The 22,752-nt window shown below is 43.7% G+C and carries 24 protein-coding genes; 17 read left to right on the top strand and 7 right to left on the bottom strand.

Annotated features, from left to right (window positions below):
• The first annotated feature begins 135 nt into the window (after positions 1-135).
• The 4 genes from IQ263_RS11045 to IQ263_RS11030 all read left to right on the top strand — a co-directional run bounded on the left by IQ263_RS11045 (position 136) and on the right by IQ263_RS11030 (position 4,426).
• A complete protein-coding gene (locus IQ263_RS11045; protein WP_194067469.1) occupies positions 136-1,335 on the top strand; it encodes a hypothetical protein in 1,200 nt (399 codons plus the stop codon).
• Positions 1,336-1,361: 26 nt separating this feature from the next.
• Positions 1,362-2,324: a hypothetical protein gene (locus IQ263_RS11040; RefSeq protein ID WP_194067468.1), complete on the top strand. Its 963-nt coding sequence runs from the start codon at positions 1,362-1,364 to the stop codon at positions 2,322-2,324.
• A gap of 11 nt (positions 2,325-2,335) precedes the next feature.
• Positions 2,336-2,722: a hypothetical protein gene (locus tag IQ263_RS28460; protein WP_228049967.1), complete on the top strand. Its 387-nt coding sequence runs from the start codon at positions 2,336-2,338 to the stop codon at positions 2,720-2,722.
• Between the two features lie 69 nt (positions 2,723-2,791).
• Complete coding sequence (locus IQ263_RS11030; RefSeq protein ID WP_194067467.1) at positions 2,792-4,426, top strand: hypothetical protein; 1,635 nt, start codon at positions 2,792-2,794, stop codon at positions 4,424-4,426.
• A 226-nt stretch (positions 4,427-4,652) separates the two neighbouring features.
• On the opposite strand, the gene IQ263_RS11025 is transcribed toward IQ263_RS11030, so the two are convergent.
• The 3 genes from IQ263_RS11025 to recQ all read right to left on the bottom strand — a co-directional run bounded on the left by IQ263_RS11025 (position 4,653) and on the right by recQ (position 7,972).
• A complete protein-coding gene (locus tag IQ263_RS11025; RefSeq protein ID WP_194067466.1) occupies positions 4,653-4,892 on the bottom strand; it encodes a DUF2283 domain-containing protein in 240 nt (79 codons plus the stop codon).
• The gene (locus IQ263_RS11020; protein WP_194063715.1) at positions 4,877-5,206 is read right to left on the bottom strand and encodes a hypothetical protein; all 330 of its coding nucleotides are present in this window, start codon (positions 5,204-5,206) and stop codon (positions 4,877-4,879) included. Before IQ263_RS11020 ends, IQ263_RS11025 begins: the two co-directional genes overlap by 16 nt.
• A gap of 570 nt (positions 5,207-5,776) precedes the next feature.
• Positions 5,777-7,972 carry a DNA helicase RecQ gene (gene recQ / locus IQ263_RS11015; protein ID WP_194067465.1) on the bottom strand — a complete coding sequence of 732 codons (2,196 nt, stop codon included), beginning with the start codon at positions 7,970-7,972 and terminating at the stop codon, positions 5,777-5,779.
• A gap of 97 nt (positions 7,973-8,069) precedes the next feature.
• Here recQ and IQ263_RS11010 point away from each other — a divergent pair, with 97 nt between their 5' ends.
• Positions 8,070-8,354 (top strand): DUF427 domain-containing protein, encoded by a 285-nt coding sequence (locus IQ263_RS11010; protein ID WP_194012269.1) that lies wholly within the window; start codon positions 8,070-8,072, stop codon positions 8,352-8,354.
• 253 nt (positions 8,355-8,607) lie between these two features.
• Here IQ263_RS11010 and IQ263_RS11005 read toward each other — a convergent pair whose 3' ends face one another.
• Complete coding sequence (locus IQ263_RS11005) at positions 8,608-9,273, bottom strand: L-threonylcarbamoyladenylate synthase (protein ID WP_194067464.1); 666 nt, start codon at positions 9,271-9,273, stop codon at positions 8,608-8,610.
• Between the two features lie 75 nt (positions 9,274-9,348).
• On the opposite strand from IQ263_RS11005, the gene larC reads away from it, so the two are divergent.
• Complete coding sequence (gene larC / locus IQ263_RS11000) at positions 9,349-10,764, top strand: nickel pincer cofactor biosynthesis protein LarC (RefSeq protein ID WP_194067463.1); 1,416 nt, start codon at positions 9,349-9,351, stop codon at positions 10,762-10,764.
• Positions 10,765-10,967: 203 nt separating this feature from the next.
• Here larC and IQ263_RS10995 read toward each other — a convergent pair whose 3' ends face one another.
• Positions 10,968-12,278, bottom strand: a complete 1,311-nt coding sequence (locus IQ263_RS10995) for a helix-turn-helix domain-containing protein (protein WP_194067462.1) — start codon at positions 12,276-12,278, stop codon at positions 10,968-10,970.
• 737 nt (positions 12,279-13,015) lie between these two features.
• On the opposite strand from IQ263_RS10995, the gene IQ263_RS10990 reads away from it, so the two are divergent.
• The 7 genes from IQ263_RS10990 (at position 13,016) to IQ263_RS10960 (ending at position 16,719) form a co-directional block, all read left to right on the top strand.
• Positions 13,016-13,846, top strand: coding sequence for a peptidoglycan recognition protein family protein (locus tag IQ263_RS10990; RefSeq protein WP_194067461.1), 831 nt, complete (start codon positions 13,016-13,018; stop codon positions 13,844-13,846).
• A gap of 63 nt (positions 13,847-13,909) precedes the next feature.
• Complete coding sequence (locus IQ263_RS10985; protein WP_194067460.1) at positions 13,910-14,755, top strand: transglycosylase SLT domain-containing protein; 846 nt, start codon at positions 13,910-13,912, stop codon at positions 14,753-14,755.
• Positions 14,756-14,790: 35 nt separating this feature from the next.
• Positions 14,791-15,042, top strand: coding sequence for a peptidoglycan-binding domain-containing protein (locus IQ263_RS10980; protein ID WP_194067459.1), 252 nt, complete (start codon positions 14,791-14,793; stop codon positions 15,040-15,042).
• Between the two features lie 42 nt (positions 15,043-15,084).
• Positions 15,085-15,705 carry a M15 family metallopeptidase gene (locus IQ263_RS10975; protein WP_194067458.1) on the top strand — a complete coding sequence of 207 codons (621 nt, stop codon included), beginning with the start codon at positions 15,085-15,087 and terminating at the stop codon, positions 15,703-15,705.
• 242 nt (positions 15,706-15,947) lie between these two features.
• Positions 15,948-16,106, top strand: a complete 159-nt coding sequence (locus IQ263_RS10970) for a hypothetical protein (RefSeq protein ID WP_194067457.1) — start codon at positions 15,948-15,950, stop codon at positions 16,104-16,106.
• Positions 16,107-16,214: 108 nt separating this feature from the next.
• The gene (locus IQ263_RS10965; RefSeq protein WP_194067456.1) at positions 16,215-16,490 is read left to right on the top strand and encodes a BrnT family toxin; all 276 of its coding nucleotides are present in this window, start codon (positions 16,215-16,217) and stop codon (positions 16,488-16,490) included.
• Positions 16,474-16,719, top strand: coding sequence for a hypothetical protein (locus IQ263_RS10960; RefSeq protein WP_194067455.1), 246 nt, complete (start codon positions 16,474-16,476; stop codon positions 16,717-16,719). The genes IQ263_RS10965 and IQ263_RS10960 overlap by 17 nt, the downstream gene beginning before the upstream one ends.
• A 59-nt stretch (positions 16,720-16,778) precedes the next feature.
• On the opposite strand, the gene IQ263_RS10955 is transcribed toward IQ263_RS10960, so the two are convergent.
• The gene (locus IQ263_RS10955; RefSeq protein ID WP_194067454.1) at positions 16,779-17,636 is read right to left on the bottom strand and encodes an energy-coupling factor ABC transporter ATP-binding protein; all 858 of its coding nucleotides are present in this window, start codon (positions 17,634-17,636) and stop codon (positions 16,779-16,781) included.
• A gap of 418 nt (positions 17,637-18,054) precedes the next feature.
• The gene (locus tag IQ263_RS10950) at positions 18,055-18,915 is read right to left on the bottom strand and encodes a class I SAM-dependent methyltransferase (RefSeq protein ID WP_194067453.1); all 861 of its coding nucleotides are present in this window, start codon (positions 18,913-18,915) and stop codon (positions 18,055-18,057) included.
• Positions 18,916-19,025: 110 nt separating this feature from the next.
• On the opposite strand from IQ263_RS10950, the gene IQ263_RS10945 reads away from it, so the two are divergent.
• The 4 genes from IQ263_RS10945 to IQ263_RS10930 all read left to right on the top strand — a co-directional run bounded on the left by IQ263_RS10945 (position 19,026) and on the right by IQ263_RS10930 (position 22,355).
• Positions 19,026-19,289, top strand: coding sequence for a hypothetical protein (locus IQ263_RS10945; protein ID WP_194067452.1), 264 nt, complete (start codon positions 19,026-19,028; stop codon positions 19,287-19,289).
• A 121-nt stretch (positions 19,290-19,410) separates the two neighbouring features.
• Complete coding sequence (locus IQ263_RS10940; protein WP_194067451.1) at positions 19,411-20,427, top strand: metal ABC transporter substrate-binding protein; 1,017 nt, start codon at positions 19,411-19,413, stop codon at positions 20,425-20,427.
• A 182-nt stretch (positions 20,428-20,609) separates the two neighbouring features.
• The gene (locus IQ263_RS10935; protein ID WP_194067450.1) at positions 20,610-21,365 is read left to right on the top strand and encodes a metal ABC transporter ATP-binding protein; all 756 of its coding nucleotides are present in this window, start codon (positions 20,610-20,612) and stop codon (positions 21,363-21,365) included.
• A 135-nt stretch (positions 21,366-21,500) separates the two neighbouring features.
• Entirely contained in the window at positions 21,501-22,355 is an 855-nt protein-coding gene (locus IQ263_RS10930) for a metal ABC transporter permease (RefSeq protein WP_194067449.1), read from the top strand.
• The last annotated feature ends 397 nt before the right edge of the window (positions 22,356-22,752 follow it).

Below are 22,752 nucleotides of genomic sequence, written 5' to 3'. Positions count from 1 at the left end.
TTTTATGGCCTAGTTGGGATGGAAAAAAACTACTAAATATGACTAAATATGGCTTGACAAGCTTTGGTATTTAGGGAAAGATTTATACTTAAGAGAGCAAAAGATTATGCTAAGCGCTACTTGTATCTACCTGTTATGACACAACCGAATATTCTGGAACTCGCTAAACAGGGAGATGCAAAGGCGATCGCGCTTCTGCTGAACCGTCAGCTACAAGCCAAGGGCATCACCGCCGCAGCTTCCCTTAAGGATGGTTGTTTACAGGTGATGCTGGAAGCGGCAGAAGCGCCTAGTCAGCAAGTTTTGGCGGCGTGGGTGAGTAAGTCGATCGCTGGTTTGGGGGCTGCCTCGATTGAGAAAGTCAAGGTTTACGGGCGACAGACGGGCGCAAAGGTGCCGGCGTGGAGTCAAGAGTTTGAAGTGGCGGGGCTAAAGTTGCCTGTTGCAAATGTCACACAGGGGCGGGCAAGTTCTAGTGATAATACGGAGTCCAATCAGCTTAGCTTGAAGGAACGGGCTAAGCTTGGGGATGTGGAGGCGATCGCATCTCTGTTAAATCTGCCGTTGCAAAATAAGGGAATTACGGCGACTGCGAGTTTGCAAGATGGTTGTTTGCAGGTGATGTTGGAGGGCGATCGGGTTCCTGATGAGGAGGTTTCTATCAGGATTGTCCGCAGGGAGTTGACGAATTTGAAGGCGGGGGCGATCGCTTCTGTGAAGGTTTACGGGCAGCAGGTGGGTGAAGATTTCCCGGCTTGGAATCGAGAGTTTGAGCTAAAGGCAGAGGTTAGTTCAGATTCAAAAAAATTATCAACAGATAAATTTGCAAATTTGACTGATCTATTGACTCCGATTATTGATTTGCTTAGAGAACGAAAATTTAAAGAATTGTTAGACATCGGCAAAAATTATCTTAATGAAAATCCCGATCGTCAAAAACGTTTGATTGTAGTAGGAGTTATTGTCTTAGCAACTCTAACCTTTAAAGGAATACCTTTTTTAGGTTTCAATCACAATATTAAAGGCTCACTAACACTCAAGGATGACTTCTTCGGTGGAGTGGGTCAGTTTTGTAATGGAAAAGGAGGTTACGGGGATATTAAAAGTGGTAGGCAGGTGCTAGTAAAAGATCATAAAGGAGAAACTATTGCGACTGGAGAGTTAGGCACAGGTAAAATAATATCTGATAACCACTGCCAATTTGCTATCGAAGTGAATGGAATACGAAAAGCAGAGTTTTACACAATTCAGATCGGTAGGCGCGGCGACTTGACATATTCATATCAAGAGATGAAGGATAAAAATTGGGAGCTAAACGTGTCTTTGGGTGATTGATTTACTGGGAATAAAAGGAGTGGTTTATGATTTTTGTAATTCCGTTTATTATGGGCGCTTTAGCTGTGGCTGCGGCTGCGTATGGATCGGTTAAAGGCTCTGAAGGCATGGGCAAAATGAATGAAGCCAAGGAAATAGGAGAACGAGCCCAACATCGACACGAGAAAGCAGTCAGCGATCTAAAAGTAGACTGGGAAGCAGCCAACAGATTAGCAGAAGTTTACGGTCAACTGCAAATTCGTGTAAGGCATCGTACTATTGGGCAGTTTGTGGCTTTCATCGAACGCATTGGCCAGAAAGCTTCCCAAAGTGATATGAAATTTTTAGCTGGACTAGAAGGCATATCAATTCAGCAGCTCAAAGAATACAAAACTGTCGCGCTGGAAGGTCAGGAAGTATTCCAAGGTGTGACTTCATCCGCAGGGGCAGGCGCGGCTGCTGGCGCTACAGCAGTAGGCGTGGCGCAAACTTTTGGGACAGTCGCAGTTCCTCAATTTTTTGGCTTGTTTAGTACCAATGTAGCTGTTTCTCAACTCGGTATGTCTGGTGTGGCGGCGTGGTTAGGCGGTGGCAGCATGGCACTAGGTGGCGCTGTACTCGGAGGTATTGCACTTGGCCCTGCTTTAGCTGTTGGCGGTTTCCAAATTGCAGGTAAAGGTGAGGAAGCTTTAACGAAAGCACGTGAATACGAAGCTCAGGTTAACGTTGAAGTTGCCAAAATTGAAGAGGCTAGAGATTTCATCAGACAAGTCGAACGGCGAGTCAAAGAATTAGGCAAATTGGTGTCTGATTTAGATAGCCGCGTTGCTCTACTTCTCAACGAACTTGAATCAAAACCCTTTGATATAGTTCAAGATGCTGCTAAGTTTCAACAGGCACTAATGCTAGTGAAAGCCCTTGTAGAAATTATGAAAACCCCTGTGTTAGACAGCCAAGGAAATCTGAATTCAACAGTGGCGAATATTCAAGCAAAATACCGGAATATGTGAGGAAATTAACAATGAGCAAAATGGCAGCGTTTGTTAGCGGTGCTGATGCCTTGCAGCAACTTACTGCACATTACTTTGAGTACAAGCAAATCGCTGAACAAGAGCGGACAAAGCGGCGTGAAATCAAAGCCTGGGAAAAGGAAAGCCTCGCCAAGATTAAAGCTCAACGTGACTTGTTAATGGAGTACCTCGATCGCTCCTTTGATGAACGATCGAAAAATTTTCAGCAACTTTTCGATGTGGTCGATCGAGCAATAGCATCTGGTAATAATGAGCAACTGGGATTAGCATTAGATTCGATTACAGAGCTTGCTAAGTCTAGCCCGTTTAAAGAACTGGCTAATTTATCTTCTGTGCAGGCTGCTCTCGCCGATCCAAACCACGAGTGGAAGTTTTAATTAGCTAGCTGTTAAACCATTAGTGATAAACTAGAGTGGGGATTCCCCCACTCTAAAGGAGAGTAAATCATGGCTGACATTGAAAACCTTCTAAACCAACTGCCAGAAATTGCCGAGGCAATGAAACTTACTATTGGCAATCCTAGCGAAATCAGACGTGAAATTGGGAAGATCGATAATCTTATAAAGCGACTAAATACTATTGGCAAGGAACTTGAAGAAGTATTAAATAATGAGAGATTCAATAAAGGATTCTTGGGAGCGATACCTTGGTTAGGGGCAGTTGCCGGCTTGTTCCTACCTGGTGGATTTTTAGTAGATGCACTTGTATCGGCAGGGAGTGGCTTACTTTTTGAAAAACTGGGCGATCCAGATAAGGAAACGTCTCTTGCTGACTTAATAGAAAATGTTGAAAACTTAATTGAGTGGGGCGATGGTTTAAAGAATATAGCAGAAAATATTTTAACTGATTCACAATTATTGATCCAGCTAGAATGGGAAAGGAAATCTCTAAGTATCCCAGAAGAAGTAAGGCAAATTGATGAAAATTTAAGAATTCACATAGACTTTGATGAAGAGCAAAGTTTAAGGCAACAGGTTCAGCAAATAAAGGTAGCTCAAGAACAGCTAAAACAGGTTCACCCAAAACTGGATATTCTCGTACAATATCTTGAACGTAATGTCGAGCCAATTGAGCGCATAAAAGCTTTGATTTCTTACTTTGGGGAATCAGTGTTTGCGATAGAATGGTTTGATGAAGAGCATGGGCTTATTATATCTTACGAGGGTCAAACTACAACATTAGAAATTATCTTCAATGAATGTGTATCTTTAAAAGAAAAAGCTAATGCTTTAATTGACCGGGCTAATAGGTTAAGAGGACAGGTCGAACAATCTCTTAAACAGTTAGAAGAAGAACGCCGTCACAAGGAACAAAAAAAACCTAGTCGTAAGCGAAGCGAAAGATATACACAGACAGGAGAATCTCTAAATCCTATTGAGCGTACCATGTCTTCTGATCAAAGACGCGGGGGTAAAAGTGGCTGGATACTGATACTATCCACACTGACTCTAGGAGTTTTGGGTTATATCGGCTGGAAAACTAACTTTCAACTTTCACAGGTTCAGCAGACGATAGCAACTTTTGAAATTCCCCTAAGTATTGGAGAGCAAAAAACAAATTCTGAACCTTCACCCACCTTAACACCAGCTTCTCCGCCAGACCCAACAGCAACAAATTTGCCAGCAGCCCAAAAACTAGCAATGGAAGCTGCCGTTATGACTCAAAACCCGCCTCATCCACTAGAAAATTGGCAGCAAGTACAAGTGAAGTGGCAGGAATCAATCAAATTGTTAGAGGCAATTCCAGACAGTTCGCCTGTTGCAACTCAAGCTCAAGAAAAGCTAAGTGTTTATCGAACTAACTATCAGGCGATTACTAATAGAATCGTCACTGAACAGAAAGCAGCCACTAATTTAGAAGCCGCCAAAAAACTAGCATGGGAAGCTGCCGTCATCGTGAATAAGCCACCTCATTCTAAAGAAGTCTGGCAGAATGCTCAATCAAAATTGCAGCAGGCGATCAACTTGTTAAATGCTATTCCTCAAGGTACATTTGTGGAAGTTAAAGCTAAAGAAAAGCTTGCCGATTATCAGAATAATTATGTAATAATAAGCAGCAGAATTAAAACTGAAACTCCTTGATTTTATCCATATTACTAATTAAGTTTTAAATTACCAGAGATTAAGCCAAAACCTTAGCTTCTGAAATCCTAGTTACTGAAAAAGAGCGATCGCCCTTAAATCCCAAATTGTCACAAAGTGCGATCGCCCCTCGCCTGTGTTTTTCAAAAAAGCCACGAAAATCCCAAGCCTTCGTGCCGTTTCGGTTGAGAATACACTATTTTAGACAGATTTAATCCATTCTTTTTTAAGTCTGATAACTCAAGTGCAAATCACCGACAATTGGTAATTCAAATACATTACTTTCTCGCAACCGCTTTGAGAAAAACATAACTTCCAGATTTTCAATTTCCTCCGTGTCAGGATTGAGACGAGCTACAATTCCATAGTCTAGTTCTTGCGATTCTTGCTCTGCATAAGGTGAACATTTATTGACGTACAAAATATCCCCAATAGCATCGTATTTAAAAGTTAATTTTTCTGCCATATTATCTCTCCTTGGGTAACATTTTTTGTTAAGTAAGCTGTCACGATCCAATAGCGCTGTGTGGGATCTGTATCATTCACAACAGCTACTACAACATACCTACCCTTGCGACCCTTACCAGACTGCTGTGAAAATAGAAGAGTATTGCCGAAACGTAAATCACATCGAACCTCATCTGGATCAGCTAGAGTTTTAGCAATTCTTTCCTGATAAGATTGTAGCAAATCGGGATGTGTCTCGACAATATGTAGTTCTCGCTCTTCAGTGAGTTCAACCTCACTATCGAGATATGGACAGAAAAATTGTGTTGTCACATTCCTCCATTCTTGTCAGTCCTAGTTACCTAACTTTGAGATTACCATAATTACCTGATAAGTTTAGCGATCGCCCTTACATCCCAAATTGTCAAAAAGCGCGACCTCTGGGAACTGTATCATTCAAACCAACTCCGACACTCTGCGCCGCCTTTCCACGGCTTCATACTCATCCTCTAAAAGCCAATACTGTGCCTCATCATAACCCTTACTAGAAAACACAACTTTATAAACATCAGCCGGATTTTAGATCCGACAATTCCCCTCAGCGTCACTTTTTGTTTCAAACTTCCCTTGCCATTTGTACTCCACATCCTCATCAATTGTCGAAAATGTAATATCCCGCCCTCAGCCATTTAACAAAACACCATTCGCTATTTTTGTCAACCTCAAAATTCCCTTAAACACTTCAATTTTGCCAACACCAGACACCCCAACCAGTAAGGCAAAATCAGAAAAATAGATTAGTTCAAAAAGCCACTCTCATAAAATATAAAAAATCTACTTTATTGATGCTCATTTCCCCCTCCAATCCATTAATTGTCAGCGTCCATCAGCCAACATCTGCGGTTAAAAACTAACATAATTTTGCCGCCACCAAGCCCGCACAAACTTAATCTCCTCAAACGTATAACATTCTTGTAAAAAATCATAAATCGCTCTCAACCGTTCATCTCCAATAACTTCAATAGCGTTTACAATAGCCTGCTGGCGTTCCGATTCCACCAACAAATTTATATCAACTTCCCGGCCCGTATCCATCAATTCTACCAAATGTCCCGCAATAGTATTCTGGCTCATCCCCCGCATTTCTGCAATAACTTCTACAGTCACACCTTGCTTGTGCAATTCCCAGGTTTGCATCTGCGAATAAGACGGAACATTAGCAAGATTGGGAGGATTAACCACATCAGAAGGTGCAGCACCTGTGGACAATCCTTGTTCTTTACAAAAAGTGTGAATTGCCTCTAAAAAAACCTTACCGTACTTATTTCGTTTATTGCTACCAACACCGTAAACATCCTCAAATTCGGTGAGATTTTGCGGGCGTTTTTCTGCCATGTCTCGCAAGCTTCTATCGGCAAAAACTACGTAAGGCGGCACAAATTGTTCGTCGGCAATTTGTTTTCGTAGCGTGCGAAGTATGGCAAATAAACCTTCGACTTCTACAGCCAAAGACCGCACTCTTCCCTGTACTTCTCGCTGTGCTTCTATGGCAATTTCAACAGTTCGCTGGCGTTTCATGATTTCCCAACTTTTCTCGTTGAGTTTCAAGATGGGAAAACCGTCGGTTTTTTCATCTAATAAACCTTGATTGATCAGCGAACGGCTCAATCTTTTCCAATCCTCTGCACTTCTGTCTTTGCCAATGCCGTAAGTAGAAAGTTGCTGGTGCTGGTATTGCAATATTTTTTGATTTTTTGAGCCGCGCAGTACGTCGATAATATGATTCATGCCGAATTTCTCTTGGCATCTCGCGATGCAGGAAAGAAATTTCATTGCTTCTATTGTCCAATCTTCAACTGGTTTTTTGTTGCAACAGTTGTCGCAATTGCCACAATTGCCGGGAAATGAATCGCCAAAATAATTTAATTGGACTGTGCGGCGGCACTCGCTGGATTCTGCATAGTTAATTACTCGCCGTAACTGTTGGCGGGCTATTCTTTGTTCTTGTTCGTCTGGTTTTTGCTCGATGATGTATTCGATGGTTTTGACATCGCCGAATCCAAAAAATAAGGTGCAGTGGGACGGTTCGTTGTCTCGGCCTGCGCGGCCTGATTCTTGATAGTAACCTTCGAGATTTTTGGGTAAGTCGTGGTGAATTACAAACCGCACGTCGGGTTTGTTGATTCCCATACCGAAGGCGACTGTTGCTACCATTACTTGTACGTCGTCGCGAATGAAGCGGGTTTGGTTGGTTGTGCGATCGCTATCGCTCATGCCGGCGTGATAGGGTAAAGCTTGGATGCCGCTTTGTTGCAATTTGTAGGCAACTTCGTCAACTTTTTTGCGGCTGAGACAGTAGATGATTCCTGAACCGCCTTTTTTTTGGATGATTTGCAAAACTTGGGCAAAACTGTGTTTGGTTTTGGGGCGAACTTCGTAGTATAAATTGGGGCGGTTGAAGCTGGCGACGTGGATGTAGGGATTTCGCAGATTTAGCTGCTGGATGATGTCTTCACGGACGCGCTCGGTGGCGGTGGCGGTGAGTCCCATAATGGGGATGTTTGGGTAGCGATCGCGCACTCGCTGCATTTGCCTGTATTCTGGTCGAAAGTCGTGTCCCCATTCTGAAACGCAGTGGGCTTCGTCGATCGCAAATGCCGAAATTCCTAACTTTTCTGCTACTATATCCAAAAACGGCAAAAATCTTTCACCCAACAATCTTTCGGGCGCAACGTACAGCAATTTAATTTTACCTTCGAGAATTGCTGTTTGGCGCGATCGGGTTTCCATCGCGCTCAAAGTGCTGTTAAGAAAAGTCGCCCCAATGCCATTATCCTGCAAAGCTTCCACCTGGTCTTGCATCAGAGCAATCAGCGGCGAAACAACCACAGTCAGTCCCGGTTTCAACAAAGCCGGTAATTGAAAACACAAAGACTTGCCACCGCCAGTCGGCATGACAATCATCATATCGCGTTTTTGTAAAGCAGCTTCGACAATTTCCCGCTGCCCGGTGCGGAAAGAGTCATAGCCAAAAAAATGTTTGAGGGATTGTTCGAGGGATGAGGGCGCGAGAGATGTTGGCGGATTCGACCCTGACATTTGTAGTAATTGGTTGTTGACTTCTACCCTATTCTAGGTCTTTTGAGCACAAATACAGTTACAATATTTGAGAATCTAAATTTAACCAGAGAAACCGATGCCGAAAGCAATTTGGAATGGTGCCGTTTTGGCAGAAAGCGATAAGTGCGAAGTTGTAGACAACAACTATTATTTCCCGGCGGATGCAATCAACCGCGAGTATTTCAAGGATAGCAGCACTCACACTACTTGCGGTTGGAAAGGTGTTGCTAGTTACTACAGTGTGGAAGTCGGCGGGGAAGTGAATAAGGATGCTGCTTGGTACTATCCTACTCCAAAAGATGCTGCTAAGAATATTGCAGGATATGTTGCTTTTTGGAAAGGAGTTAAGGTTGAGGCTTGATATCAATTCCGGTTGAATTCAGAAATCATTGTTGACTGTTGACTGTTAACTGTTTAAATATTTGGACATTTGGACAAGATCAATGCAATCAGAAATAACTGTTGGCTGTTGACTGTTTGGACATTTGAATATTTGAATATTTGAATATTTGAACAATACCGATGCAATCGGAAACGATATCACACGAGTGGATGAGTTAAAAATTTGGGGCGGGTTTTGTGCGATTTTTGCACTTAAGCCGCCCCCTCAAATTTTAATCTTTTACCCAACCAGCGGCTGCTTCCCATCCCAAGCCGCGACGAACAACAATTGGTTCACTTGCTGTTAAATCGAGAATGGTAGAAATGTGATGACCGGGATCGGAATCATCATCGACAATGATATCTACTAACTTTAAAAAACAATCAAAAAGTTCAGCTTTGCCAAAGCTTTCTTCTTTTCCAGACGGCACTGCTGCTGTACCTTCTTCATCAGTGGTAATGTGAGCGGATGTGGAAATAATTGGATTTCCCAAGGCTTCCACAAGTGCAAAACAAAGCGGGTGGTCGGGAACACGAATACCTGTGGTTTTGCGTTTTGGACTCATTACCAATTTGGGCACTAACTTGGTAGCTGGTAGCACAAATGTGTAAGGGCCGGGGATTAACCGCTTGATAATTCGATATGCTTCATCCGTGACACTCGCATACTCGGTGATATTTGACAGTGAAGAACACAGGAACGTTAAAGGCTTATCATTGGATAGTTGCTTGATCCGCCTGACTCGTTCTACGGCTGATTTGGAGTTGAGATCGCAGCCGATCGCGTAAACTGTATCTGTGGGATAAAGCATCACTGCTCCATCTTTAAGAGCTTTTGCAATCTTCTCGATCCTGTCTTTTTGGGGTGCAACTGGATGCAGTCCGTAAATAATTGCCATGTTAAGATTTTGTAGGCTAAGTGGGCGATCGACAAATGTGCTAAAACAATCAATGTTGAAAATTAATTGCTAATAATGAATAAAATAGCTTATTTTGACTGTCCCACCGGCATTGCTGGCGATATGTGTATCGGAGCCCTACTCCACGCGGGCGTTCCCTTAGACTACCTAATCGAAAAACTCAACTTACTCGGCATTTCGACTGAGTACCAATTGCGGGCCCAATTAGTCCACCGGAATACTCAACAAGCAACTAAATTTTATGTCGATATAGCTGCCGATTTGCCCTTAAAATCAAACAATCCGGCTGCTGACTCCGCCCTCGATCCCTCGGAAACTGAATCCCCAACTTTCGACAACCGCCACCACCACCATCACGGGGAAGAACATTCTCACAGTCACGGCGAAGCAGATGCCGAAATTAGCCACAGTCATCACCGCCATTTGCCAGAAATTGAGCAAATCATCGTCTCTGCAAAATTGCCTCCGCGCGTGGAAGCTTGGAGTTTGGCCGTATTTGGCAAATTGGCAGATGCAGAGGCTGCAGTACATGGTATACCCCCAAGCGAGGTTCACTTTCACGAGGTGGGGGCTACGGATGCAATTATTGATATTGTCGGTACTTGTTTGGGTTTGGATTGGTTGGATATTGACGAGTTTTACTTTTCGCCGATGCCGACTGGTGGGGGTACGGTGAAGGCCGCCCACGGTAGGTTAGCTGTGCCCACGCCTGCGGTGATGCGGTTGTGGGAAACGCACCGAGTGCCGGTTTATAGCAACGGGATCGATCGCGAATTGTGCACTCCTACGGGAACTGCGATCGCCTGTACTTTCGCTGCTGCTTTTGGCCCGCCGCCGCCGATGCAGCTTCAGGCGATCGGATTGGGTGCGGGTTCTCGCAATCTGGCAATTCCTAATATTTTGCGCCTCTGGATTGGGAAGAAGGAAGAGGGGGAGAGGGGGAGAGGGGGAGAGTGGGAGAGTGGGAGAAAGACGGCTACTAATTCCCAATTCCCCATTCCCGATTCCCAATTACCGATTACCAATTCCATAGAAACTATTGCGGTATTGGAAACGCAAATTGATGATTTGAGTCCGCAGGCGATCGGCTATGTTTTTGATGCTTTGTTTGCGGCCGGAGCTCTGGATGTTTTTACTGCACCAGTTGTGATGAAAAAGTCGCGGCTGGGGGTTTTGTTAACTGCAATTTGTCATCCCGAATTTCAGGATGCTTGCGAAGCTGTGATGTTTCGGGAGACTACTACTCTGGGAATTAGAATCTCGACTCAACAAAGAACGATTTTGGATCGAGAAATCCAGACAGTTACAACAGAATACGGTGAAGTCAAGATCAAAGTTGCGAAGTCTGGAGAAACGATTGTTAACGTGCAACCGGAATACGAAGATTGCGCGGAAATTGCGCGAGTGAAAAATATTAGTTGGCGGGAAGTTCACCGCTTGGCGCTGCAAAGTTGGTACGATCGCACTTAATCAGTTCGCGATCGCAATCCGACCAAGAAACCGGGTTTTTATACCGAATCTGCGGGCCAAAACGCAGTATTTTCGTAAAGTTACAGCAGATTCTATGTTTATGAAGTACACCCGCCTATCGTTCGATTCCCGTAGGGACACGGCATTGCCGTGTCCCTACACTCCATAAACCTGGAATATGCTGTAAGTTTGTTTGCGATCGTTTATTGCTCAGCAGTTTGGAGCAAGCATTCTCTGACATACTCGACGATCGCCGGTTGTAGCATTAAACTTGTTGATGCGGTATCATTGAGCGATCGCCGATCTTCGATGAGCGATCGTTCAGCTAGCGCCTCCAATGCTTCCATCAGGTGCCTTCCCGAAACTTTGGGCAAAATTTCCGTTTTTAACTTTGCAGGGGTCGCTCCTTCTTGATTAATGGCGATCCAGTACATAATTTTTTGTTGCAGGGGAGACAAGCGATCGAACTGGCGATCGAGCAAATCCCACAAATCGCTAAAAACAGTATTTCCTTGCACTAAAAATGCGTGAATATCACCGCCAAAAAGTGTTTTAATAGTTGTTGCAGCAAGTTTGAGGGCGAGGGGATTGCCGCCAAAGTAGTTGACAATATCTTGACACTGCAATAGCGTTGCCTTTAATCCTTTAGCCGCGAGGATTTGCTGGCATACTGGCGGTGAAACTCCGAAGAGTTTGAGCGATCGCACGGGTAAATTTTCGCCCGATCGCACAGCAAACCCGCCCGGTTGTTCTCTTCCGGTTAAAATCAGACAACTTCGGTGGGGTTCGTCAGCAATGCGCGCCAACAACTGTCGGTAATCTTCATAGCCTTGTTGATATTGTCCGCTGCGATTTCCACCTTGCAAAATCGACTCCAAATTGTCGAAAATTAACAAACAGCGTTTTTGCCGCAACTGTTCCATGAGAGCATCAATAGAGTGATTGTTTGTGTGTTCTGAATTAGTTAAAATCGGCAAAATATTGCTGAGGATAACATCTAAGGTTGGTGCTTGCTGCAAACTCCGCCAAATCGCGAATTCAAACTGAGATTGAATTTGCTGAGCGAGTTTTACAGACAGAGAAGTTTTGCCGATACCGCCAAGTCCAAAAATACCGATCAGACGAGTAGAATTGCCGCTAATCCAAGTTTCTAATGTTTCGAGTTCCTGTTGCCGATTGTAAAATTCGGAAACATCGATCGCTTCTCCCCAGTCTTGGATGCAGTTATCTGATGCGCGGCCATGCTGGTAGCGGCGCAAGACTGCTTGCAGATTTTGCTTTGAGACTTTTTCGCCGATGATTTGAGAGAGATTTCGCCACAAATGCGAACCGACGTGTTTGATATAATCGTGTTCGTAATAAAGTAAGCGATGGGCTAAGCGATCGGCTATTTCTTGATAAGAATGTCCTTCCCAAGTTCCCAGAAAGACGCAGGATTGAAAGTCAGTGAGTTTTTGCTGGTTGTTCGCGTGTAACAGATGGTCGATTAGGGCGATCGCTTCTTCTGCTGTCATAGTTGTTATTTTGATTGATTAATTCAGTAGATTTACCGATTATTCTGAGTGGGGGTTGCTTTTCAGGATAGAAAACAAATTTACTTAATTAACCGCAACGTAGTCCCTTTTATATTCGGCGGTTGAAACCAGGTTTACACAAACAAAGTCCGCCAATGCGGACTAAGAAGTAAGAGGGATATTTAAGCCGGACTTGGGAGGAGGTTAATTCCACAATCTCAAATCTAAAATCGATTATCGATCGAGGAATTTACGTAAGTTTACAAAACCATGTCACTTTTTCTCACCGGCAGGGCGATCGGGGGGGTTTATTCTTTGAGTTAAGGCAGATCAGAAGGTGTTCCGGCTATTCAAAACTGATGATTTCAGCCGTACAAAAGCTTGTCACTTTTTCTCACCGGCAGGGCGATCGGGGTAGTTTATTCTTTAAGTTACGTCAGAGAACAAGTTGTTAAGACTGTTCAATAAACCGCTGGTGTGCGGAATAAACCGACTAGGAAGAGTCTTTTACTGCATCTGCGACGCAATTATAAGTTAGACCGCTTGAGCATCTGTTTGGGCGTAACTTGTGACCCATAGTTCTGAAATCATGATTAACTTAGATTGAAATCGGTTACTCAAGCTCTAATTTATAAGAAAGCATACTTTCTTTACCTTCAAACATCTTTATGAGTTGAGAGTAGGGCTGATTTTAAACATCAACTGTTCGACCTGCTATAAGTTCACAGGAGTTTATTATGTCTGTAAGAATTACTGAGTTTCCCCCAAAAGCCAACACATCCGAACCCTTTGTTTTAAAGGGAACTACTACTAACGTAGACGACGGAGATGAGTTGTTAATCTTAGTTGATGACAAATTTGAAGTGGCACGTCCTCGCGTCCAAGGAGGTAAATGGGAAATTACCTTGATTTTTAATCAAACAGGCGATCGCAAGATTGAGGTCATTGCGTCGGATCAGGATCGCGCAGAAATTACGCTTCGTCTGGAAAGCGGCGAGATAAAAATCATTTCTCGAAGGGTTTGGGGAGCAAAACCACCGAACAATTCCTTAGCTGATCTTCCTAGTCCGAAACGTATCACCATACATCATACTGTCTTTCCAACTTTGTTTGTTACAGCGAGTCAAGCCACTGAAGAACAAAGAATGAGAGATATTCAAGCATCAGAAATGAAGTCTCCCCAAAACTTTAGTGACATTGGCTATCATTATGTGATCATGCCTAGTGGTCGTATCTATGAAGGCCGTCCCAACAGCAAAAAAGGTGCACATGATGTATTTAATGATGGTTTTGGAATTGCAATGGAAGGGTCTTTCCATCTGTCGGGAAGCAATATCACAGATGAGCAATTTGACTCTACCGTTGCATTGTGTACCCAGCTATGTAAAAAAATTGGGATTACTGATCCAACGACTTTAGTCTCTACACCAATTGATAAGGATAGAGAACCTTCCCCTAAGAGTCTTCCCCGTATTATTGGACACCGCGATCGAGTCGATACAATTTGTCCAGGCATGGGAGAAGCTCGGCTAAAAGACCTTCGACAAGCCGTTAAAGCACGGCTGTAAGGCTATGTAAAATAAATGCTTCTAGTGAATATGAATCAGTAGTCTCAAAATTGAGGAAAATGTATGTCAATACGAATTGAAGGAATCGGTGATGGGCTAAGTGAAGAACAAAGAAATGCGCTTGCAATCATGACTAACTTGCCTATAGAACGCTTTAGCAAGCTCAAGAAAGACTTTTTGAAAATTAGTGGCTCCTCAGACTTGCTTGATGCAGATACACTCTTCAAATTTCTTGACCTTGCTGAAAAAAAGCGACTGGATCTATCTAATGAAGGTGTAATCCGCTTTAAGGACATTCATCTACCAGGGGGTAATCACGGTAGTTTAAGAGGTGTGATTGGCAAGGAAACTGCAAATGTCTACTATGACGTACTTACGATGCCTGATGGACTTGTTTTCACAACATCTTATGCCAAAGGTGAAATTATCTCTCAACTTGATGAGATTAGAAGCCGTGGTTATGAAACCTTAATCATGGAAGCGGCTGAAGACTTTGACATTCAACCTTCGGTAATTGGCGGTGTGGGATCGCGTGAATCCCTTTGGGGGATAATTCTTAGCCCACCAGGAGCAGCAGGTACAGGGGATGCTGGGCATGGTCGTGGGCTGATGCAAATTGATGATGGTGCTCATGATTTCGCTAGAACTGGTAACTGGAAAGACCCGAGAGCCAATATTCGTTATGGTTGCGATCTTCTCGCTGATAATAGGGCTGTTCAAAAACGTGAAGGGTTGACTGGAAGGCAGCTACTGAAGGCAACTCTCGCCAGCTATAATGCCGGACTTGGAGCCGTTTTACGTGCTCTCGATCGAGGAATTGATGTTGATTCGGTCACGGCAGGAGGTGATTACGGTAAAGACGTATTAGATCGAGCAGGTTGGTTTCAGAAGTTTGCCGGGTGGAATTAATACTGTATAGGTATATCAAATTGAGGAACAAAACCATGTCAAATTCAATGAATGAATTGATGCCTAACTTATACGTAGGCTGTACGGGTACAGATGTAGAAAAGCTACAACAGAAGTTACAAGAACTTGACTTTTATAGTGGACAAATTGATGGTCTTTTTGGTCAAGAAGTCGAACAAGCAGTGATCGATTTTGAAGACAGTCAGGGATTTGCACCTGATGGTGTAGCAGGTGTTTTCGTCTTAGAATCTTTGGGCTTGCTAAAGATTGAACGAGATCCTGAGTAAGTTCTAAAAAACCAAAATCATTATTTTTTGTGAGTAAATATCATGGTATTGTTCAAAGAAATTAATCTTCGTCTTTGTCCCTCTACCCCAATCATTAAGGGTCTCAATGATCAGATTCTGGCGGAGTTCGATGTAGTTGCTCCCGGTAAACTCATAAGAATTGACGATCTCAATGTGTCTCTCAGTAGGGCGGCGGCGGCAGTTCCTTTTGTAGGGGGACCTACCGCTAAAGCAAAATTGAAAGCAGCGATCGATAAGCGCGGCATAACACTTAGCATTAATTCTGGGTATCGAACTTTTGCCCAACAGTTCCTACTGTTCCGCCTGAAGCATCTCGGTGGGTGCAATCCTAATCCTGTTGCTCGACCCGGAACCAGCAACCATGAAAGTGGCCTAGCGTTAGACATAAATGAACCCTTGACTTGGAAACCTTTCCTCGAAGATCAAGGATGGAGACATTTTGGACCTGTCGATCCTCCTCATTATGATTTTGTTGCGGGAGGGACCGATCTTCGCAGTTTAGGAATTAAAGCCTTCCAAAGCCTCTGGAATAAGCATAATCCGGGAGATCCACTTGATGTTGATGGTTCGCTAGGTACGGATTGGGAAAATTCTAAAACTATTAAGCGATTAATGAAATCGCCTATAGATGGCTTTTCTTAGCTAGCTCTGGCAACAGTGGTCGCCATTGCTATTGGGGGCATTCCCGAATACAAATCGTCCTAATCTATTGTTCGATTCCTAAGAATGCGCCGTGTTTATGAGTTCTTGCAGCATTAGTCATCGCGGCCTAACAATGCCCATGCACACCGACCGCCGAGAAGTTAGTGGTAAGCCAAACTGCTAGTTATTAGAGTAGCGATCGCACCTCGTCACTTCTTCATCTCCTCACCAAATAACAGGAAATGAAGGTTGCAAGTGCGATCGCTCTTTCCCCTAGCTCAACAATTTACCAATTTACAAACCTTTACAAAAGCCTGTCACTTTTTCTCACCGGCAGGGCGATCGGGATTTTGTTATTCTTTGAGTTTTGGAAGACGCAGTTAATCGCCTTTCGGGCATAGTGCGCTCTCCCCGTTTGGTCAGTAAGGCTGAAGCATGGCGTAGTTTATGCAGTCGGACGACACATATGCTGGTATAATCTGAAAAAGCAGACGTTGTAAATTGAACCCATGTTGTTTGATTGGGACGAGGAAAAAGCCAGAAGCAACCTTGCTAAGCATAGTGTTTCTTTCGATGAAGCCACTTCTGTGTTTGACGATCCGTTATTTTTAACCTTTGGTGATCCAGAACACTCCTTTCAAGAGCAACGTTTCATTATCATGGGAGAATCAGCCAAAGGACGATTGTTAGTTGTCGCTTACACTGACCGTGCAGGCATCACGCGCCTAATCAGCGCTCGTCCCGTTACCCGCAAAGAACGTAAAGCTTATGAGTCAGACCTCTGAAATGGATGATGATTTGCGCCCCGAATATGACTTTACTCAACTCTCTGTTGTAGCCCGCGGTCAAGGACGCAAACAATCCACCCTAACAGTCCAACTAGATCCTGATGTTGCAACAATTTTTCCAGATTCTGGCGCAGTTAATGAAGGGTTGCGCCTATTGATGCGACTGATTCAACATTCCCCCTCCCAGCCAATTGTACAGTCTGTAACGTCATCAAAAGGGGCATAAGATCAATTCCGGTATGCACGGGATGATCAGTCCATACTGATGACACAACTGCTTAATTTTTAAAGCCGTCGCCGCGTGTCTAAAATTTGTTGTTGCAATTCCTCGAAAGCGGGGATTTGTGAGCTACTATCTTTCTCAAATATCGCCCTTATTTGCTCCATCAGCTCGATCGCCAGTGGTACGCCAAGCTGCAACTGTTCCAAGACATCCCGCTGAGCAAAAACAGCTTCCGGTGTTCCTTCTAGAATCAATTTTCCGCGATCCATCACAAACACCCAATCAGCCCAGCGGTAGATGAAATCGAGGTCGTGACTTGCTAAAAGGATAGTGGTTCCGGCTGCATGAATTTGTTGCAGCAAACCGATCAGTTGTCGCGTGTGACGCGGATCGAGATAGGCCGTAGGTTCATCTAGCAGCAGCAGTTTGGGCTTGAGAACCATGATATCGGCGATGGAAACGCGCTTTTTTTGTCCTAAGCTGAGGTTGTGAATTGGTTCGCGGGCGAGTTCGTTTAGATCGAATTGGTCGATCGCCTCTTGCACCATTCTCGCAATATCCGGTTCTGCCAAACCCAAATTGTACAACCCGTAGGAGATATCTTCTTCTACCGTAGAAGCTACTAATTGGTGTTCGGGATTTTGAAACACGAGTCCGATTTGTTGGCGCAGTTGCGTGAGAGATTTGCGATCGTAGCGAAAGGGTTCACCTTCCCAGCGAATGATTCCCTGTTGCGGTTGGTACAAACCATTTGCTAACAAGAAAAAGGTGGTTTTGCCGCAGCCATTTTGACCGATCAGCCCGCAGCGCTTCCCGGCGGGGACTTTGAGGCTTAAGTCCTGAATTGCTACTCGCGAACCGCAGGGATAGGAGTAGAAAGTGCAATCGAATTCGAGAATTGGGAGTGAGAAATTAGTCATTTGTTATTTGTTATTTGTTATTTGTTATTTGTTATTTGTTATTTGTTAGTTGTTATTTGTTAGTTGTTAGTTGTTATTTGTTATCTTTTATTATAGCAATCCTCAGATTATTGGTATAATTTATTGTAGGGAGAATGCCCCGCTCGGTTTCCCCCATCCAGGGTAGGCATTCTTGGCACTATCTACAAATTTTGTGAATCATTTAGGATTGCTATAGTCATCAGTCATTTTAGCCTGAGCGAAGTCGAAGGCCAGTCATCAGTCATTAGTTATTGGTTGCTGCTAACAACTAACAACTAACAACTAACAACTAACAACTAACAACTAACAACTAACAACTAACAACTAACAACTAACAACTAACAACTAACAACTAACAACTAACAACTAACAACTAACAACTAACAACTGTCAACTGTCAACTATCAACTGTCAACTGCCAAAGTTGAATTTCATAACAAAGATGCTCTTCAAAAAGTTTACTCGCCTCCAAGCCTTCAACCACCAATTTCTTAAACCAGCGGCGAAATATCCAGCGCAGGAATTTGTGGATGGGCGGAACCGCAATCGAAATCAAATCCGCAACATAGATCATTGTGTTGAGTCCGTACCTGCGAAAACTATCGACATACAAATCAATAGTCGGTAAAATATGAGTCGAAATATCCTCAGTTTTTACTAACGTGAACCCAGCTTGCAACAAAGCAGCATTAAGTTCTTTGACAACATGACAATTAGAAAACATTCCTTCTGTATAATTAGGATTAGAGCGCATCATATCCGCCAGCAGCAGATAGCCTCCAGGATTGAGTACAGCCGCTGCACCTTTGGCTATATCGACAGCAGACATATATTGGCTGCTTTCGCTTAAGAGAACCAAATCGTAGGAATGGGTGGCTTGAAAATCTTCAAATTTAGTGAGGTGAAAAACTGCCCGATCGCCCGTACACTTAAGAAAGCGCTGTTGTTGAAACGGATCTGGTGCTAGCCCTTCCACTGCAAAAGCGCGATCGAGCAAATAAGCCGCATTTCCGCCAATCCCGCACCCAACATCCAACACAGTCTTAATTTGTTTAGGAATAAAATCCAAAAGTTTATCTGTGTAAGCTTGCTGAGCAAAACGCAGCCGCCCGATAGTGAGATCCTCAGCGGGCACAGGTAGAGATTTCCAATAACCGTAATGAAGATACGGCGAATCCGTCAACCCCAAATAGTAATTCAGCGCCGCATTTTGGTAGCGAGTCACTTTAGAAATAGAGATTGATTTTTGCTTCGACATTGAGAAAGTTAGATTAATTTAAGGATTTCCGGGAGGGTTAAAATTCTTCCCAGCCCTTGCATACCTGTTCATAACACTGAACTGCCAAAAAAGCAAACTTTTGCAACAAATTGACATCAAAATCACAAAAATCCATCAGCGTTCATTTGTGTTTATCTGCTGATATCTGCGGTCAAAAAAATCTCAATCTAACTAACCATACGATCGTCCCATTACAGTCGGCGGACAGCGCCGGATTTTCACCCAACTTTCCCCCAAACGTTCGATCGCCCTTCGCCATCACAGCCGATCGACCAGGCGAGATACTAGCACTATTTGAGTTCTTTGACACAAGACTGATGCTGCACGGGCCCGCATTCATTCCTTTTTCATAATCCTTTCATTCTTTGTGATTTTGTGGTAAAGTCAAAAATGAAACGATTATGAAAAATAGCGGCGGGCGATCGTACCGTCAGCAGCAAACTGTAGCGAAGTTCACTTGGAATTTTTGAATATATGCGGAAAAACCGTCAAATTACCCTAAATTTCCCTCTCCCCCTCCCGGACTCTCCCCCTAGTAAAAAACATCATCTCCTAGGATTCGGGCTGTTGCTGGCAGTTTGTCTCAGCGGGTGCAACACTCAGACGACCCAGCCTCAAACCAACCAAAATCCAGCTTCAGACCCAACCGCCACCGATTTGACCCGAAAAGACAAAAAAGTCATTCTCACTACCTTCACAGTGCTGGCAGACATGGCTCAGAACGTCGCCGGTGACAAGGCAACTGTTGAATCTATTACCAAGCCAGGGGCAGAAATTCACGGCTACGAAGTCACCCCCAGTGACTTAACACGAGGGCAAAAAGCCGATGTGATTTTAGACAATGGCTTGAGTTTAGAACGCTGGGCAACTCGATTTTATAACAGTTTTCCCAAGGTTCCTCACATTACTTTGAGCGAGGGAGTCCAACCAGTTAATATTTCAGAAGATTCCTATCAAGGTAAACCAAATCCCCATGCTTGGATGTCACCCAAAAATGCTTTGATTTATGTTGATAATATTCGTAAGGCTTTAGGAAGTATCGATCCTGCTAATGCTGCAACCTATGACGCAAATGCGGCAAAATACAGTGAACAAATTCGGGCGATCGACGAAAAACTCAAACAAGCGATTTCTGCCATTCCCCCGGACAAACGCTACATAGTAAGTTGTGAAGGCGCTTTTTCTTACATTGCTAACGATTACGGTTTGAAAGAAGTTTATATTTGGCCTGTCAACGCCGAACAGCAATCCACACCGAAACAAGTCGAACGGGTGATTAATACAGTCAAAGCAAATCAAATACCTGCTGTATTCTGTGAGAGTACCGTCAGCAATGAAGGACAGCTTCAGGTAGCCAAGGAAACAGGCGCAAAATTTGCTGGCGTGTTTTATGTCGATTCTCTCTCTCCAGCGGATGGCCCAGCATCAACCTATCTTAAGTTACTTGAATACAATGTCAATACTTTGATAAAAGGGTTACAGGGAAATTAAGGAAGAAGTCATTAGTCATTAGTCATTAGTCATTAGTTATTAATGCTGTCCCCCCGAGCTTTCCGTCCAACGTCATCAGTCCGATGGAAGTCGGAAGAAGGAAGAATTCTCATACAGCAAGCTTTTTAGCCATCTGTATCTTACGTTTAATTAAGTAAAGTTACTTAAGGAAAATAAAAAAGATGAATGAAATCGGCATCAATCTTGAGAATGTGACAGTTGCCTATCACGGCAAAGTCGCCTTGCACAGCGCCTCGCTGCAACTCAAAGCGGGGACGATTTGCGGTTTGGTTGGGATGAATGGCGCGGGAAAATCGACGATGTTCAAGGCGATTATGGGGTTTGTGAAGCCAAATACCGGACGCATTTTAATTAATGGGTTGCCGATTCGTCAAGTGCAAAAACGCAATTTGGTTGCCTATGTGCCTCAGTCGGAAGAGGTAGATTGGAATTTTCCGGTGAATGTTCGCGATGTGGTGATGATGGGGCGCTATGGGTACATGAATCTGTTGCGGATTCCTGGATCGATGGACAAACAAGTGGTGCGAGAAAGCTTGGAAAGGGTGGAAATGTGGCCGATGCGCGATCGGCAAATCGGAGAGTTATCCGGCGGACAAAAGAAACGCACCTTTTTTGCGCGGGCTCTGGCGCAACAGGCAACGGTTTTGCTACTGGATGAACCCTTTGCCGGAGTCGATATCAAAACTGAGAAATTGATGATTGATTTGTTGATGGAACTGCGTCAAACAGGACATACAATTCTCGTTTCAACTCACGATCTAGAGTCTATTACCACGTTTTGCGACCAAGTAGTGTTAATTAATCGCAGCATTCTCGCCTATGGCAATACCTCTGATGTGTTTACAGAGGAAAATCTTTCGCTAACTTTTGGCGGTTCCGTTGGCGATTTTTCCTCTGCCAAAAGTCGGTCAACCTGAGATATTGCAGCAATGTCAACAAAGGATTTTTTGGTGGGTTTGCAGGTTTAATGCCCGATCGCGAACCCGCCCCTATAGGATTATTGATTGTGGTGTCCGATCTCAGTTAACTCAAGTCGATTTGGAGAAAAAATAATGGATTTAATTCAGTGGTTTGCCGCGCCGTTGCAGCATGAGTTTATGCTAAAAGCAATTTTAATCAGTGCTTTAGTCGGGCTTGTTTGTTCGGCGCTTTCGTGCTACATGACTTTAAAAGGATGGGCATTGATGGGTGACGCGGTTTCCCATGCGGTGATGCCGGGGGTGGTGATTGCTTATGTGCTGAATATTCCTTTGGCGGTGGGGGCGTTTGTGTTTGGTGTGGGATCCGTAATTGCGATCGGCTTTATCAAAGCGAAAACTCGCATCAAAGAAGATACGGTAATCGGTTTAGTGTTTACTGGATTTTTTGCCCTTGGTTTGGTGTTAGTTTCTAAAGTCAGAAGTTCGATCGACTTGACGCATATCTTATTTGGTAATGTCTTAGGAATTTCCGATTCGGATATTGTTCAAACTGTAATTATTAGTGTCATCAGCTTAGTGACGCTGGCAGTTTTACGCAAAGATTTAATTTTGTTTTGTTTTGATTCGACTCACGCGCGATCGATCGGTTTAAATATCACGTTTCTCTATTACGTGCTGCTATCTTTACTATCGCTCACCGCAGTGGCTGGACTTCAGACTGTCGGGATTATTTTAGTAGTAGCAATGTTGGTAACTCCGGGAGCCACCGCCTATTTATTGAGCGATAATTTTGACCATATGATGCTAATTGCGATGGCGAGTGGGGTATTTTCTAGCGTCATGGGAACTTATATCAGCTATCACATAGATGGGGCGACGGGCGGATGTATTGTTGTTTTGCAAACGCTGCTGTTTGTGTTGGCGATGATTTTTGCTCCGAAACACGGTTTGTTAGTCAGGGCGAGGAATTCACGGGCGATCGATTAATAAGAGTGGGCGGTTAAAACCGCTCTTAGACAAGCCTAATCCCTCTAGGTATTTAAGCCGGATTAGGTATAACATCAAAGTGAATATCTTCATACAAATTTGCTAGCAAAACTTCCACAAAAATAGAAGTTAAGAAAACTCGATCGCCCAGCTATACGCATTCCCAGGCAGAGCCTGGTAACGATAAATTGAGTTTATAAAGGTCCTATTGGGAATAGGATATGGTAGGGAGTGCGATCGGTTTATCTCAAAACCAAGCAAATTCGGATATGGCAATGCCGTTTCCCTACCCTAAAATAATCATGAGCAGTCCATAAAAATAGTCAGAAACCGGTTTTTTTGCGATAATACTTTGTCATAGCCCACAGATTCAGTAAAAACCCGGTTTCTTTGGTTG

Origin of the sequence: Tychonema sp. LEGE 06208 (assembly GCF_015207505.1) — a bacterium.
GTDB lineage: Bacteria > Cyanobacteriota > Cyanobacteriia > Cyanobacteriales > Microcoleaceae > Microcoleus.
This window is presented reverse-complemented; position numbering and strand designations above follow the sequence as displayed.

Coding starts and splice junctions, on each gene's coding strand:
- IQ263_RS11025 (WP_194067466.1), bottom strand. CDS start 4,892: ATGGCAGAAAAATTAACTTTTAAATACGATGCTATTGGGGATATTTTG.
- IQ263_RS10950 (WP_194067453.1), bottom strand. CDS start 18,915: ATGTCGAAGCAAAAATCAATCTCTATTTCTAAAGTGACTCGCTACCAA.
- IQ263_RS10955 (WP_194067454.1), bottom strand. CDS start 17,636: ATGACTAATTTCTCACTCCCAATTCTCGAATTCGATTGCACTTTCTAC.
- IQ263_RS10995 (WP_194067462.1), bottom strand. CDS start 12,278: ATGACAGCAGAAGAAGCGATCGCCCTAATCGACCATCTGTTACACGCG.
- IQ263_RS11040 (WP_194067468.1), top strand. CDS start 1,362: ATGATTTTTGTAATTCCGTTTATTATGGGCGCTTTAGCTGTGGCTGCG.
- IQ263_RS10980 (WP_194067459.1), top strand. CDS start 14,791: ATGTCAAATTCAATGAATGAATTGATGCCTAACTTATACGTAGGCTGT.
- recQ (WP_194067465.1), bottom strand. CDS start 7,972: ATGTCAGGGTCGAATCCGCCAACATCTCTCGCGCCCTCATCCCTCGAA.
- larC (WP_194067463.1), top strand. CDS start 9,349: ATGAATAAAATAGCTTATTTTGACTGTCCCACCGGCATTGCTGGCGAT.
- IQ263_RS10930 (WP_194067449.1), top strand. CDS start 21,501: ATGGATTTAATTCAGTGGTTTGCCGCGCCGTTGCAGCATGAGTTTATG.
- IQ263_RS28460 (WP_228049967.1), top strand. CDS start 2,336: ATGAGCAAAATGGCAGCGTTTGTTAGCGGTGCTGATGCCTTGCAGCAA.
- IQ263_RS10960 (WP_194067455.1), top strand. CDS start 16,474: ATGAGTCAGACCTCTGAAATGGATGATGATTTGCGCCCCGAATATGAC.
- IQ263_RS10990 (WP_194067461.1), top strand. CDS start 13,016: ATGTCTGTAAGAATTACTGAGTTTCCCCCAAAAGCCAACACATCCGAA.
- IQ263_RS10985 (WP_194067460.1), top strand. CDS start 13,910: ATGTCAATACGAATTGAAGGAATCGGTGATGGGCTAAGTGAAGAACAA.
- IQ263_RS10965 (WP_194067456.1), top strand. CDS start 16,215: ATGTTGTTTGATTGGGACGAGGAAAAAGCCAGAAGCAACCTTGCTAAG.
- IQ263_RS10935 (WP_194067450.1), top strand. CDS start 20,610: ATGAATGAAATCGGCATCAATCTTGAGAATGTGACAGTTGCCTATCAC.
- IQ263_RS11030 (WP_194067467.1), top strand. CDS start 2,792: ATGGCTGACATTGAAAACCTTCTAAACCAACTGCCAGAAATTGCCGAG.
- IQ263_RS11045 (WP_194067469.1), top strand. CDS start 136: ATGACACAACCGAATATTCTGGAACTCGCTAAACAGGGAGATGCAAAG.
- IQ263_RS11005 (WP_194067464.1), bottom strand. CDS start 9,273: ATGGCAATTATTTACGGACTGCATCCAGTTGCACCCCAAAAAGACAGG.
- IQ263_RS11010 (WP_194012269.1), top strand. CDS start 8,070: ATGCCGAAAGCAATTTGGAATGGTGCCGTTTTGGCAGAAAGCGATAAG.
- IQ263_RS10970 (WP_194067457.1), top strand. CDS start 15,948: ATGAAGGTTGCAAGTGCGATCGCTCTTTCCCCTAGCTCAACAATTTAC.
- IQ263_RS10975 (WP_194067458.1), top strand. CDS start 15,085: ATGGTATTGTTCAAAGAAATTAATCTTCGTCTTTGTCCCTCTACCCCA.
- IQ263_RS10940 (WP_194067451.1), top strand. CDS start 19,411: ATGCGGAAAAACCGTCAAATTACCCTAAATTTCCCTCTCCCCCTCCCG.